The sequence below is a fragment of the Agromyces sp. CF514 genome (genome assembly GCF_900113185.1).
GTDB lineage: Bacteria > Actinomycetota > Actinomycetes > Actinomycetales > Microbacteriaceae > Agromyces.
In genome coordinates this window covers 420978-433594 of sequence record NZ_FOZD01000001.1, presented here as the reverse complement: position 1 = coordinate 433594, position 12617 = coordinate 420978, and the positions used below count along the sequence as shown (strand labels likewise).

At 71.3% G+C, this 12617-nt stretch carries 11 protein-coding genes; 3 read left to right on the top strand and 8 right to left on the bottom strand.

Annotation, left to right across the window (positions count from 1 at the left end; translation table 11 throughout):
• Positions 1-9: 9 nt before the first annotated feature.
• The 3 genes from BM342_RS01925 to BM342_RS01915 form a co-directional block, all read right to left on the bottom strand.
• The gene (locus BM342_RS01925) at positions 10-1527 is read right to left on the bottom strand and encodes an aminobutyraldehyde dehydrogenase (RefSeq protein ID WP_092963840.1); all 1518 of its coding nucleotides are present in this window, start codon (positions 1525-1527) and stop codon (positions 10-12) included.
• Positions 1528-1663: 136 nt separating this feature from the next.
• Positions 1664-3112: an NAD(P)/FAD-dependent oxidoreductase gene (locus BM342_RS01920; protein ID WP_092963839.1), complete on the bottom strand. Its 1449-nt coding sequence runs from the start codon at positions 3110-3112 to the stop codon at positions 1664-1666.
• Positions 3109-4452: a glycosyltransferase gene (locus BM342_RS01915; RefSeq protein WP_092963838.1), complete on the bottom strand. Its 1344-nt coding sequence runs from the start codon at positions 4450-4452 to the stop codon at positions 3109-3111. The genes BM342_RS01920 and BM342_RS01915 overlap by 4 nt, the downstream gene beginning before the upstream one ends.
• A 133-nt stretch (positions 4453-4585) precedes the next feature.
• On the opposite strand from BM342_RS01915, the gene BM342_RS01910 reads away from it, so the two are divergent.
• The gene (locus tag BM342_RS01910) at positions 4586-5197 is read left to right on the top strand and encodes a TetR/AcrR family transcriptional regulator (protein WP_092963837.1); all 612 of its coding nucleotides are present in this window, start codon (positions 4586-4588) and stop codon (positions 5195-5197) included.
• On the opposite strand, the gene BM342_RS01905 is transcribed toward BM342_RS01910, so the two are convergent.
• Genes BM342_RS01905 through BM342_RS01890 form a run of 4 tightly spaced genes read right to left on the bottom strand, consistent with a single transcriptional unit; the run spans position 5176 to position 9235 of the window.
• The gene (locus BM342_RS01905; protein WP_092963836.1) at positions 5176-6357 is read right to left on the bottom strand and encodes an ABC transporter ATP-binding protein; all 1182 of its coding nucleotides are present in this window, start codon (positions 6355-6357) and stop codon (positions 5176-5178) included. The genes BM342_RS01910 and BM342_RS01905 overlap by 22 nt on opposite strands.
• A complete protein-coding gene (locus BM342_RS01900; RefSeq protein ID WP_218154880.1) occupies positions 6354-7226 on the bottom strand; it encodes an ABC transporter permease in 873 nt (290 codons plus the stop codon). The genes BM342_RS01905 and BM342_RS01900 overlap by 4 nt, the downstream gene beginning before the upstream one ends.
• Complete coding sequence (locus BM342_RS01895; protein ID WP_218154879.1) at positions 7219-8121, bottom strand: ABC transporter permease; 903 nt, start codon at positions 8119-8121, stop codon at positions 7219-7221. The genes BM342_RS01900 and BM342_RS01895 overlap by 8 nt, the downstream gene beginning before the upstream one ends.
• A 19-nt stretch (positions 8122-8140) precedes the next feature.
• Positions 8141-9235: a polyamine ABC transporter substrate-binding protein gene (locus BM342_RS01890; RefSeq protein ID WP_092963835.1), complete on the bottom strand. Its 1095-nt coding sequence runs from the start codon at positions 9233-9235 to the stop codon at positions 8141-8143.
• Between the two features lie 116 nt (positions 9236-9351).
• Here BM342_RS01890 and BM342_RS01885 point away from each other — a divergent pair, with 116 nt between their 5' ends.
• Positions 9352-10539, top strand: a complete 1188-nt coding sequence (locus tag BM342_RS01885; RefSeq protein ID WP_092963834.1) for a hypothetical protein — start codon at positions 9352-9354, stop codon at positions 10537-10539.
• Entirely contained in the window at positions 10503-11489 is a 987-nt protein-coding gene (locus tag BM342_RS01880) for an SIS domain-containing protein (RefSeq protein ID WP_092963833.1), read from the top strand. Before BM342_RS01885 ends, BM342_RS01880 begins: the two co-directional genes overlap by 37 nt.
• Here the strand turns inward: BM342_RS01880 and BM342_RS01875 are convergent.
• The gene (locus BM342_RS01875) at positions 11486-12613 is read right to left on the bottom strand and encodes a serine hydrolase domain-containing protein (protein ID WP_092963832.1); all 1128 of its coding nucleotides are present in this window, start codon (positions 12611-12613) and stop codon (positions 11486-11488) included. The genes BM342_RS01880 and BM342_RS01875 overlap by 4 nt on opposite strands.
• Positions 12614-12617: the final 4 nt, after the last annotated feature.

The following is a 12617-nucleotide window of genomic DNA, read 5'->3' as shown; positions in this document are numbered from 1 at the left end:
CGGGCCGGCTCAGGCCGGACGGAAGCCCGTGGTCTCGGGCGGCGCCGCGTGCCGGATCATGAGGTGCCGGGTGACCGAGTAGTCGAGCAGGGGCTCCATCGACATGTCCTTGCCGAAGCCGGATCCCTTCACTCCGCCGTGCGGCGCCTCGGAGGCGATGGGCAGGTGGTCGTTGACCCACGTCACCCCGACGTCGAGCGACTGGCTCACGCGCAGGGCCCTCGAGACATCCGAGGTCCAGACCGACGACGCGAGTCCGTAGGCGTTGTCGTTCGCGAGCGCGATGCCCTCGGCCTCGCCATCGAAGGGCAGCACGACGAGCACGGGCCCGAACACCTCGCCCTGCACGATCTCTGACGACTGCGCGGCCCCGACGAGCAGGGTCGGCGCGAAGTACGAGCCGACACGATCGATCGCGTGGCCGCCCACGAGCGCCTCCGCGCCTTCGACGAGCGCACGCGAGACGAAGCCCTCGACGCGCGTGCGGTGCGCGGGCGAGATGAGCGGGCCGATGTGCGTCTCGGCGTCCATCGGGTCGCCGGCCTTGATCTGCGAGATCGCGTGGCGCAGCGCCGCGACGCCGTCGTCGTAGACCGAGCGCTCGAGGTACACGCGGGTCGCGGCGGTGCAGTCCTGCCCGGTGTTGTAGGTCGCACCGAGCGCGACGGCGTGCGCCATGGCGCCGAGGTCGGCGTCCTTGAAGACGATGACGGGGGCCTTGCCGCCGAGCTCGAGGTGCACGCGCTTGACGCCCTCGACGGCGCCGCGCATGACGGCCTTGCCCGTCTGGGTCGAACCGGTGACGCTGACCATGTCGACCTCGCGATGCGTCACGAGCGCCTGGCCGACCTCGGCGTCGCCCGTGACGACGTTGAAGAGCCCTGCGGGCAACCCGGCCTCGAGCGCGAGCTCGGCGAACCGCAGGGTCGTGCGCGGGGTCGCGGGCGCGGGCTTCACGATCACGGCGTTGCCCGCGGCGAGCGCGGGACCGGCCTTCCAGATCGCCATGATGAGCGGGAAGTTCCACGGCGTGATGCCCGCGACCACGCCGACCGGGCGGCGCGTGAGGATCGACGTGTAGCCGTTCGAGAACGACCCCGCGCCCGTGCCGTCGAGCGACCGTGCGGCTCCGGCGAAGAAGCGCAGGTTGTCGACGCCGAAGGGCAGCTCGCCGTCGAACGCGGTGGTCCACGGCTTGCCGGAGTCCTCGACCTCGAGGCGCGCGAGGTTCTCGGCGTCGGCCTCGATCGCGTCGGCGAGCTTCAGCAGGGCGAGCGAGCGCTCCCCGGGCGTCTTCGCGGCCCACTCGGGCTGTGCCGCACGCGCGGCCGCCGCGGCCTCGTCGACGTCGGCGACGCCCGATGCGGTGAAGGCCGCGACCTCCTGCTCGGTCGCCGGGTTCGTGATGACGGCGTCGCCGCCCGAGCCGGCGCGGTACTCGCCGATGAAGGTGCCGGTGGTCGCCGTGGAGGCGGTGCTTCTGGTGCCCGTGGTGGCGGTGCTGCCGGTGATGCCCGTGGTGGTCATGGTGCGCCTTTCGAATGTATGGCTTGCGCACCATCGAGGTGCCGGTCGTTGTCGGTTCGTCGCGCGGAGACCCGACAACGAGTGGCATCTGGGTTGCGAAGCGTGAGGGAGGCTGAGCGAGCTGGGGCTGCGGGGGTCACGAGTTGAATCCGAGCCCGAAGCGGTCGAGGGTGCGCAACCACAGGTTGCGCCGGCCCTCGTGCGCGTCGGCGCTGAGGATCGAGTGCCGCGTGAACTGGATGATCGGGTTTCGGAACGGCTCGGGCGGCACGGGGAAGGGCCGCTTGCGCACGATGTCGTACCGCAGCCGCGACGTGGGTTCGCCGGCCAGCAGGTCGAGCGCGACATCCGCCGAGAACCTCGACGCGCCGACCCCGAGGCCCGTGTGCCCGACCGCGTAGGCGACGCGCCCGCCGAGCGCCGTGCCGTAGGCCGCCGTGAACCGGGTGGTCGAGTCGATCGGGCCGGCCCAGCGGTTGGTGAACCGCAGGCCCGCGAGCTGCGGGAACGTCTCGAAGAAGTGCCGCGCCAGCAGCTCGTGCGAGCTGTCGCGCTGCTCGAGGCTCGCGTCGACCTTGCCGCCGAAGTAGTAGACGGCGTCCCATCCGCCGAAGAGGATGCGCCCGTCGGCGGTGGGCCGGTAGTAGTGGAACTGGTTGCCCGCGTCGGTGAGCCCCTGGCCCTCGGCCCAGCCGATCGACGCGCGCTGCGCCTCGGTGAGCGGCTCGGTCATGAGCACGTGGTCGTAGAGCGGCATGATGTAGTTGCCGAGCCGCTTGAGCGGGCCGGGGTAGGCGGCCGTGGCGACGACGACCTCGCGCGTGTCGACATGACCGTGGGCAGTGCTCACTCGCACGCCGGTGCCGCCGGCGGCACCCGAACCGGCACCCGAGCCGGTGCGCGAGATCCCGGTCACGGCTGATGCCTCGAACACGCGCACCCCGCGGCGCTCGAGTTCGGCGGCCATGCCCCAGGCGAGCTTCGCGGGGTCGACGAGCACGGTGCCGGTGCGATCGCGGAGCCCGCCGAGGTAGGTCGGCGAGTGCACGTCGGCCTGCACCTCGTCGCGCGAGAGCAGCTCGAGGTCGACGCCGTACTTCTCGCCAAGGGCCTGCGCGTCGCGGAGACCGCCGACCTGCCAGGGTTCGATCGCGAGCGTGGTCTTGCCGACCCGTCGCAGGTCGCAATCGATGCCCGCGCCCTCGATCGCGGCGAGGAGCCCGGCGAGGTTGCGGTCGCCCTCCTCGTGCAGCGCGGCGACCTGCTTCGGCCAGATCGCCTCGCCGTGCGTGAGTCCGTGCGTGAGCGAGGCCGCGACGAAGCCGCCGTTGCGTCCGGTCGCGCCGTGCGCGATGCGTTCGGCCTCGAGGATCACGACCGATCGGCCCGGCTCCCGCTCGGTCGCCTGCCAGGCGGTCCAGAGTCCGGTGAAGCCTCCGCCGACGATGACGAGGTCGGCCTCGAGCGCGCCCTCGACGCGCGGACGGCCGCCGGGCGCCGACGCGCGGTCGAGCCAGTAGGCCGTGGGCGAGGCGTCGCGCAGGGCCTCGGCCGCGGCATCCGTCGCCGTCTGCGTGGTGGTCACCCGCGCTCCCCTGCGCCCGCGGCGGCACCCGCACCGATGCGGGCGCCGACCCGTTCGATGGCGTCGGCCGCGGCCGAGACGCCGTCCTTCGAGCGGATGTCGGCGCCGACGGCGGCGATGCGCTCGCGCAGGTCGGTGTCGGCGAGCAGGCCGGTCACGGCGCCCTGCAGCTCTTCGGCGGTGAAGCCGTAGGTGCTGAGGCGGATGCCGTAGCCCTGCTCGTGCACGCGCTGGGCGTTGTCGTACTGGTCCCAGAACAGCGGCAGCAGGATCATGGGCTTGCCGAAGTGCAGGGCCTCGGTGGTCGTGTTGTTGCCGCCGTGCGTGATGACGAGGTCGACGAGCGGCAGGATCTTCGTCTGCGGCAGGAACTCGGCGCCCCACATGTTGCCGGCGAGCTCGAACTCGTCGTGCAGCGGCCCCTTCGAGACGATGACGTTCACGGGCAGGTCGGCGAGCACCGAGATGACGCGGCGCATGAGGTCGACGTCGGCGCTGCCGAGCGAGCCGAGGCTGAAGTACACGAGCGGGCGACTGCCGTCGGTGAACGCGGCGGGCAGGTCGGCGGGGGCCTGCTCGGTCTCGCGCACCGACGAGTCGAGGCGGGTCCAGCTCTCGTCGAGCGGGCGCTCGGCGGTGTAGTCGAGCACCTCGGGGTAGACGTAGAGGTTCGCGTCGCCGGTGTGGATGAACTCGAGGTCGGGCAGCGCGGGCGCCCCCTGCTCCTGCACCCAGTCGTTGTACGACTCCCAGAGGGGGCGGTGGGTGCGCTCGTATTCGGCGCGGAACTCGGCCCAGCCGTCGCGGTCGTCCTTGCCGAGGCCGGAGAACACGGGCGCGATCTCGTCCCCCGGGACCTCGAGCGGGTTGCAGCTCGTGATGCGCACGAAGGGCACGCCCGCGGTGACGAGCGCGGGGAACGCGATGACGTTGTCCTCGATGATGACATCGGGCTGCACGCGCTCGATGATCGCCTTGAGCTGCGGCTCGCAGAACTTCGCGCCGTTCGCGAGCTCCTCCCAGATGGGGAGCGTGACGGTCTCGAGCTGCTCGGCCGTGCTCTTGCGGAACTCGGGCGAGATCGACTGGATGTACTCCTTCCAGAACGCACCGGCGTCCTGCTCGGCCTCGGCGCCCTCGGCGGGCTCCTCGACGGGCGCGAGGTCGACGAGGTCCTCCTCGAAGCCGAGTGCGACGAGCTTGCCCTGCCACGAGCGCTCGGCGGCGAAGACGACGCGATGCCCGCGCTTCAGCAGTTCGTTGCCGATGCCGATGCAGTTGTTGGTCGGGCCGTACGCGCTCTCTGGCATGAAGAGGTAGGTGCGCCGTTCCTCGGTCATCGGGTCTCCGTTCGTGGGTTTCTTGAATGCTGCTATAGAGAATCTGGTCGGTCAAGGCCTATATGGAAAGAGGTCAGAACGCCCTAAGATTGCGTGAAGATGCAGACAATCTGTCTGCTGCGAGAGGAGCCAGATGGCCAGGCCGAAGCGACAGGAGGAACGTCGCAGCCAGCTGGTCGCGGCGGCCCAGCGTGCGATCGCGGCGCACGGCCCCGACGGGGCGCGGTTGAACCGCGTGGCCGAAGAGGCGGGCCTCACCTCGGGTGCGGTGCTCTACTACTACCCCGACATCGACGAGCTCATGTTCGAGGCCAACCGCGCCGGCATGGAGCGCTTCTACGAGGGCCGCGTGCGCATGCTCGAGGGCCTGCCCGACGACCCCGTGGTGCGCCTGCTCGCGCTCGCGAAGTCCGGCCTGCCGAGCGGCGCCGGCGACACCGAGGTGCGCCTGCTCTGCGAGCTCGGCGGCTCCGCAGGGCGCAACCCGCTCATGGCGTCGCTCCTCACGACCCTCTACGACCGCCAGGTCGGCATGTACCAGGTCGTGCTCGAGCAGGGCGCGGCACGCGGCATCTTCACGCTCGCGCAGCCGTCGCTCGTCATCGCCCGCAACCTCGTGGCCCTCGAAGACGCCTACGGCTACCGCATCATCGCCGAGCACCCGACCATCGACCACGCCGCAGCCCTCGAGCTCATCGTGGCCAATGCGAGGCTCGCGACCGGTCATGCGCTGACGCCCTCCTGAGCGGATGACGCGGCCGAGGTCCCGGTGACGGATGCCGCGGCTGCGGCCCGGCCATCGGCCGGCGTCGCCTCGTGGTCGGCGTCGGCGTCGGCCGCCTCGACGTCCGCGTCGTCGGCTGCATCGCGCGCGACCACCGACGTGCGGCCGAAGCGCACGCCGACGGCTTCGCCTCGCGCCAGGCGGCTCGCCCCGTGCACCGTCGCGAGCAGTGGCGCGTGCAGGCCGTCGACCTCGATCGAGATGGTCGAAGCACCGCCCAGGAAGTACGTGTCGATGACCGTGCCGCGCAGGGCGGAGGTCGCGGCATCCGTCAGCTCGACGTCTTCGGGCCGCACGACCGCGGTCGCCGGTGCGCCCGCGACCAGTCCGTGCGGGGCGGGCACGAGTCCGATGCCCGGCACCTCGACGCCGGTCGTCGCGGCGACCCCGTCGAGCAGGTTCGCCGAGCCGATGAACGAGGCGACGAAGCGCGACGCGGGGTTCGCGTAGAGCTCCTGCGGGGTGGCGAGCTGCTCGAGGCGGCCGTCGCGGAGTACCGCGATGCGGTCGGCCATCGACATGGCCTCCTCCTGGTCGTGCGTGACGACGACGAACGTGAGGCCGACCTCGTGCTGCAGGCGCTTCAGCTCGAGCTGCATCGACGCGCGCACCTGGCGGTCGAGTGCCGAGAGCGGCTCGTCGAGCAGCAGCAGGCGCGGGCGCTTCACGATGGCGCGGGCGAGCGCGACGCGCTGGCGCTGGCCGCCCGAGAGCTGCGAGGGTCGGCGCTTGGCGAGGTGCCCGAGCCCGACGACCTCGACGACCTCGGCCACCCGACGGGCGATCTCCGCGCGGCCGAGCCCCTCGGACTCGAGCCCGTAGGCGATGTTCTTCTCGACGCTCATGTGCGGGAACAGCGCGTAGCTCTGGAACATCATGTTGACCGGGCGCTTGTGCGCTGGCATGCCGAGCAGGTCGCGGCCGTCGACCTCGATGCGGCCCGACTCGGGCGTCTCGAACCCGGCGATCGAACGGAGCAGGGTGGTCTTGCCGCAGCCCGACGGGCCGAGCAGCGCGAAGAACTCGTTGTCGCCGATGTCGAGCGAGACGTCGTGCAGTGCGACCGTGTCGCCGTAGACGGCGCGCACGCCGTCGACGCGGAGCAGGGGGGCAGTGGTCATTTCGAGGATCCAGTCGGTCGGGTCAGGCGCTGCGCCGCGATCACGGTCACGACGCTCACGAACAGCAGCAGGGTGGCGAGGGCGTTGACCTCGGGGGTCACCCCGAAGCGCACCATCGAGTAGATGACGATCGGCAGGGTCGGCTGCGTCGGCGCAGTGGTGAAGAACGCGATCACGAACTCGTCGAGCGAGAGCGTGAAGGCGAGCAGCGCGCCCGCGACGATGCCCGGCGCGAGCTGCGGCAGCGTGACCCGCACGAACGTGCGCACCGGCCCGGCGCCGAGGTCGCGCGAGGCCTCCTCGAGGCTCGGGTCGAGGCTCGCCATGCGGGCCAGCACGATCGCGGTCACGAACGCGGTCGCGAACACCCCGTGCGCGAGGATCACCGAGTGCAGGCCGAGCGTGATGCCGAGCAGCGAGAACAGCGTGAGCAGGCCGATGCCGAGCAGCAGGTCGGGCATGATCGCCGGCGCGATCGCGAACGCCCGCACGAACCCGCCGCGCGTGTAGTGCTGGATGCCGTACGCGAGCAGCGTGCCGAGCACCGTCGCGATCGCCGTCGCGCCCGTCGCCACGATGAGCGTGTTGCCGAGACCCTGCATGAGCGCCTCGTCGGCGAACACCTCGGGGTACCAGCGCAGCGAGAACCCGCGCCAGACGAAGAGGTTCTCGGAGTCGTTGAAGCTCATGATCACGACGACGAGGATCGGCAGGTAGAGGAACACGTACCCGATCCAGAGCGGAACGAGGATGCCGCGGGGCTTGCGCACGGCGCGAGGCTTCGCCGACGGCTCGAGCTCGCGCATCGCGGTCGTCGAGGGGTTCGCGGTGGCCGCGACATCCGCTCGGGTGGTCGTCGGCTCAGCCACGGCGGGGCCCTTCGGTGATGCGGCGGGAGACCGCGGACTGCAGCACGATGACGAGCACGAGGATGATCGTCAGGAGCAGCGCGAGCGTCGCGCCGAACGGCCAGTCGCGGGCCTCGAAGAACTGGTCGCGCACGAGGTTGCCGACCATGATCGTCTTGCCGCCGCCGATGAGCTCGGGGATCACGAAGTTCGACATGGCGGGCACGAACACGAAGACGCAGCCCGTGAGCGCGCCCGGCAGCGAGAGCGGCAGCGTCACGGTGCGGAACGCCCGCCAGGGGTTCGCCCCCAGGTTCGTGGCCGCCTCGCGGAGCGAGGGGTCGAGCTGCTGCAGCGAGGCGTAGAGCGGCAGCACCATGAGCGGCAGGTACATGTAGAGCAGGCCCACGACGATGGCCTGCGGCGTGTAGAGCATGCTGATCGGCTCGTCGGTGAGCCCGAGGCCCTGCAGCGCCTGGTTCACCCAGCCCGCATTGTTCAGGAGCAGGATCCAGGCGTAGGTGCGCACGAGGAAGTTCGTCCAGAACGGCAGTACGACCGCGATGAGGGCGATCGTGCGCCACTTCGGCGAGAGCCCGGCGATCGCGTAGGCCATCGGGTAGCCGATCGCGAGCGCGAGCAGGGTGACGACGAGCGCCATGCCGATCGACTGGAAGATCACGCCGAGGTAGAGGGGTTCGAGCAGCTTGATCCAGTTGTCGAACGTGAACTCGAACACGAGGCCGCCGAAGCGGCCGCGCTTGAAGAACGTGTAGAACGCGAGCAGCCCCACCGGGATCGCCATGAAGACGATGAGGAAGAGCATTCCCGGGGCGAGGAACGGAACAGGGGCGAGCCCCCGGCGCACGCGGTTCGCGCGCACGCCGGGGGTCGTCGGGTGGGGCGTCGAGGTCACGGTCTCAGGGTCGCTCGCGTCAGTTCGTCGCCAGGATTTCGGCGTTGAGGTCGACGTACTTCAGCGAGTCCTCGCCGAGGTCGACGATGACCTCCTGCTGGAAGAGCTCGTCGACCGTGATGCCGAGCGTCGGGTACGACTCGATGAGCGACGGGTCGAGGGCCTCCATTGCGGCCTGGTTGGGCACCTTGTAGAGGATGTTCTCGGCGACCCAGGTCTGCACCTCGGGGTCGAGGATGTAGTTGATGAAGGCCATCGCGGCCTCCTTGTTCTTCGACGACTCGAGCACCGTCATGGTGTCGACCCAGAGGTCGGCGCCCTCGTCGGGCACGACGAACTTGATCGTCGGGTCCTCGGCGATGCCGTAGTTGCACCAGCCGTCCCACGCCTCGACCATCGCGGCCTCGCCCGAGACGAGCTTCGAGTAGAAGGTCGTGTCGTCGTACGCGAGCAGCGTCGGCTTGGTCTTCAGGAGCTGGTCCTTCGCCTCGGCGAGCTCATCGTCGTCGGTCGTGTTCAGCGAGTTGCCGGCCGCCTTGAGCGCGGGCATCGCGAGCCAGCGGTCGGTCGAGAGCATGGTGGTCTTGCCCTCGAGCTCGGGCTTCGGGTTCAGCAGGTCGTTCCACGACGTGGGGTCGAAGCCCGTGAGGTCGGGGCGATAGCAGAGGCCCGTGGTGCCCCACGCGTACGGCTCGGAGTAGACGTTGCCCTCGTCGTAGTCGAGCTCGAGCGCCTCGGGGTAGAGGTTCGACTCGTTCGGGATGAGCGACTTGTCGAGTTCGGCGAGCAGGCCCTGCTCCCCGAGGGCCTGCGCGTACTGGCCGGACACGAAGGCCACGTCGATGCCCGAGTCGGCGCTCGCGGTGAGCTTGGCGACGATGTCCTCGTTCGTCGTGTGGTTCACGATCGTCGTCTTGACGCCGGTCGCCTCCTCGAACTGCGCGGCGAGGTCCTCGGGGTAGTAGTCCGCCCAGATCGAGACGGTGAGCGTCTGCTCGGAGATGTCGGCAGACGGGTCGACCTCGCCGCCGCCGCCGGTGGAGCACGAAGTTGCGGCGAGCGCGACGGCGATGGTGCCGGCCGCGACGGCGACGATGCGTCGTGTGGTGGGCATGAGTCCTCCTTGGGGGTGGAAAGGTTGAGCGATTGTTGCACCGGCGCTGAAGAAACCGCAATGGATGTGCGGACATACTGGCGAGGAGTTTGCACAATAGTTACAATCCGAATTCAATGAACTCATTCGACGGCCTCCACCCGGTCATCGGCGGGCGTGTGCTGTCCGTCGACGGCGACGGTCGCGTGCTCCTCGACGGCCGGCGACCGGCAGCCGGAGACGGCGTCGCGCGTGCGATCACCGCGCTCGTCGTGCACGGCCTCTCGCCCGATGCGCCCGAACGCGGCATCGCCGTCGACCAGACCAACACCTCGGTCATCGTCGACGACCGCTTCGTCGTGAAGATCGTCGGGCGCTGGGCCGCGGCCGATCGCGCCGGCCACCTGCTCGAACGGCTCGGCGACGCCGGCAGCGACGACGTGGCCCGCGTGCACGGGCGCGTGGCCTGGCGGCATCCCGAGCTCGGCGAGTCCACGCTCGCGATCGTGACCGAGTACCTGCCCGGCGCCGAAGACGGCTGGACCTGGGCCGTCGACGACGTCGTCGCGGCGGTGGAGCGCGGCCTCGACGGGCCCGGGGACCCCGCATGGCCCTCGACGCTCGGGGCGCAGGTCGCCCGCATCCACGACGTGCTGGGCGCCGACGCCTCCCCGAGCGGAGCGGATGCCGCATCCGCACGCCGCGACCGCGCCGCCGACGCGCTGGCCAGGGCCGTCGCCGCGGGCGAGGGAGCCGCCGGGGAGCGCCTGCGCAACCGTCGCGAGGCGCTCGCGCGCGACATCCGCTCGCTCGAAGGCACTGCACCGGGGCTCGAGTTCCCCATCCACGGCGACCTGCACCTCGGGCAGGTGCTCGCCTCGCCCGACCCGGGTGCCGCCGACGGCCGGCGCTACACGCTCATCGACTTCGACGGCGACCCCCAGCTCGACGCCGCAGACCGGGAGCGAGCGGATGCCGCGGCTCGCGACGTCGCGCACCTGCTCGTCTCGCTCGACCTCATCTCCGCGGTCGCGCAGAAGCGTCTGGGTCGACCCGACGACCGGGCGTGGAGCTGGGCCGACCGCGCGCGCGCCGAGCTGCTCGCGGCCTACCGCGCCGAGCTCTCGCGTGCCGAGCTCTTCGACGCCGCCCTGCTGCCCGGCTTCGAGGCCGAGCAGCTCGCGGCCGAACTGCACTACGCCGACCGGTTCCTGCCGCCGTGGCGCTACGCCCCCGACGCGGCGATCACGCACCGCTACGCTTCGACGAACGAGACCCCGGAGAGCCCATGGACACCGCCGCCTTTCGAGCCGACCTCGACCTGATCCCCTCGACGCTCGAGCGACTCGCCGACGCCCTCGACGACGGGCTGCCCGGACTCGAACGCCTCGCGATGCTCGGTTCGGCGCGCGTGCTCGTGCTCGGCATGGGGTCGAGCCGGTACGCCGCCGACGTGGTCGCGCGTCGCTACCGCAGCGTCGGCGCGAACGTCGTTGTCGAGCTCGCGAGCGCCGAGCTGCTACCGCCCGCAGCGCCCGACCTCGCGGTCGTCGCGGTCTCGGCGACCGGCGGCAGCGTCGAGGTGCTGCGCGCGATCGAGCGGTACCGCGGCACCGGACGGCTCGTGGCCGTCACGAACCGGCCCGACTCCGAGCTCGGGCGCCTGGCCGACGTCGTCGTGCCGCTGCTCGCGGGCGTCGAGGCGTCGGGCGTCGCGTGCCGCACGTTCCGCGCGACGTTCGCCGTGCTCGACGCGGTGCTCGAGGAACTGCTCGGCACGGCGCCCGCCGAACGGTTCGATGCCGAGGCCGTGCGCGCCGCGGCCATCGCCAACGCGGTGCTGCTCGCCACGGCCGACAGCTGGATGCCCCAGGTCGCCGATCTGCTCGCCGGTCCGATGGGCACGTGGGTGCTCGCCCCCGCCGAGCGCGGGTCGAGCGCGCAGCAGTCGGCCCTCATGCTCCGCGAGGTGCCGCGCCGCAGCGCCTTCGCGTCGGAGACCGGCGACTGGTCGCACGTCGACGTCTACCTCACGAAGACGCAGGACTACCGCGCGCTCGTGTTCGCCGGCTCGGCATGGGACGCGCAGGCGCTCGACTGGATGGCGCAGCGCGGCTCGCGGTTCGCCTCGATCGGGCGCGACCTGCCGGGCGCCGAGCAGGTGATCCGGTTCGCGGGCGACACCGACGACTCGGTCGCCGCGCTCACCGAGCTCCTCGTCGCCGAGCTCGTGGCCGACCACTGGCTGCGCACGTTCGGCGAGGGCGCGCCCTAACGCCCGGTTGCGGCGATCAACGTCTCGGCGACCCCCTCGAGCCCCAGGTTGCGGTTCACGAGCACGATCGAGGCGGTGCCGGCGGTCGTGTCGATGAAGAGCATGCTCGAGAAGCCGTTCGTCATGCCGCCGTGCTCGACGACGGCGTGGCCGCCCACCTGCTGGAGGCCCCAGAAGTAGCCGGTGTCGGCGACCTCGCCGTGCGCCTGCTGGGCCGCGCTCCCGGTGAGCGGGCCGTCGATCACCGCCTCGGCGTACGCGACGAGGTCGCCGAGGGTCGCGTGGATGCCGCCCGCGGGCGCGTAGGCGGCGAGCGTCGTCGGCTCGGCGGGGTCGCCCGCCTCGCCGGCACCGTCGAGGTGCCCGGTCGGCACCTCGGAGTCGACGAGCGGAAGGCTTGCGGCGTCCAGGCCCAGCGGCCCGAACAACCGGTCCTCGAGCAGGGTCTGGTAGTCGGTGCCCGCGGCCGCGGCGAGCGCCTGCCCGACGAGCGCGGCCCCGAGGTTCGAGTACTGCCGCTCGGCGCTGATCGACGAAGCCGGCACCGAGCGGGCCTCGGCGAGGAGCTCGTCGAGCGTCTCGTCGATGCCGTCCTCTCCCGCCTCGTAGGCGGCCCGCAGCCGATCGAGCCAGGCGGGATCGGGATCGGGGAACGTCGGAAGGCCCGAGCTGTGGGTCACGAGGTCGGCGATCGCCAGCTCGCCCACGGGCGTGCCCGCCAGGTCGAGGTGCTCGTCGAGCGTGTCGTCGAGCTCGACCTCGCCGCGTGCGATCGCCTCGGCGACCAACTCCCCCGTGAACGTCTTCGTGATGGAGCCGATCTCGAACACCGACGATTCGTCGGCGCCGTGGAACACCGTTCGCACGGTGCCGTCAGCCTCGATGACGGCTGCGGCCACGGCCGGCGCCGGATCGACCGAGGCGAAGCTCGGTCGCAGGAGCTCGGCGAGCGCGGCATCCCCCGTGTACCCGCCGGGAGGGGTCTCGGTCGAGGCGACGGGGTTGGTCGCGACCGGGGGCGCGCACGCCGAGAGGCACAGCACGAGGCATCCGGTCGCGACCGCCGCGGTGACGGCGAGCGCCGGTCGGAGCACGGCTCGGGAGGGGGCGGATGTCACGGGCATCACG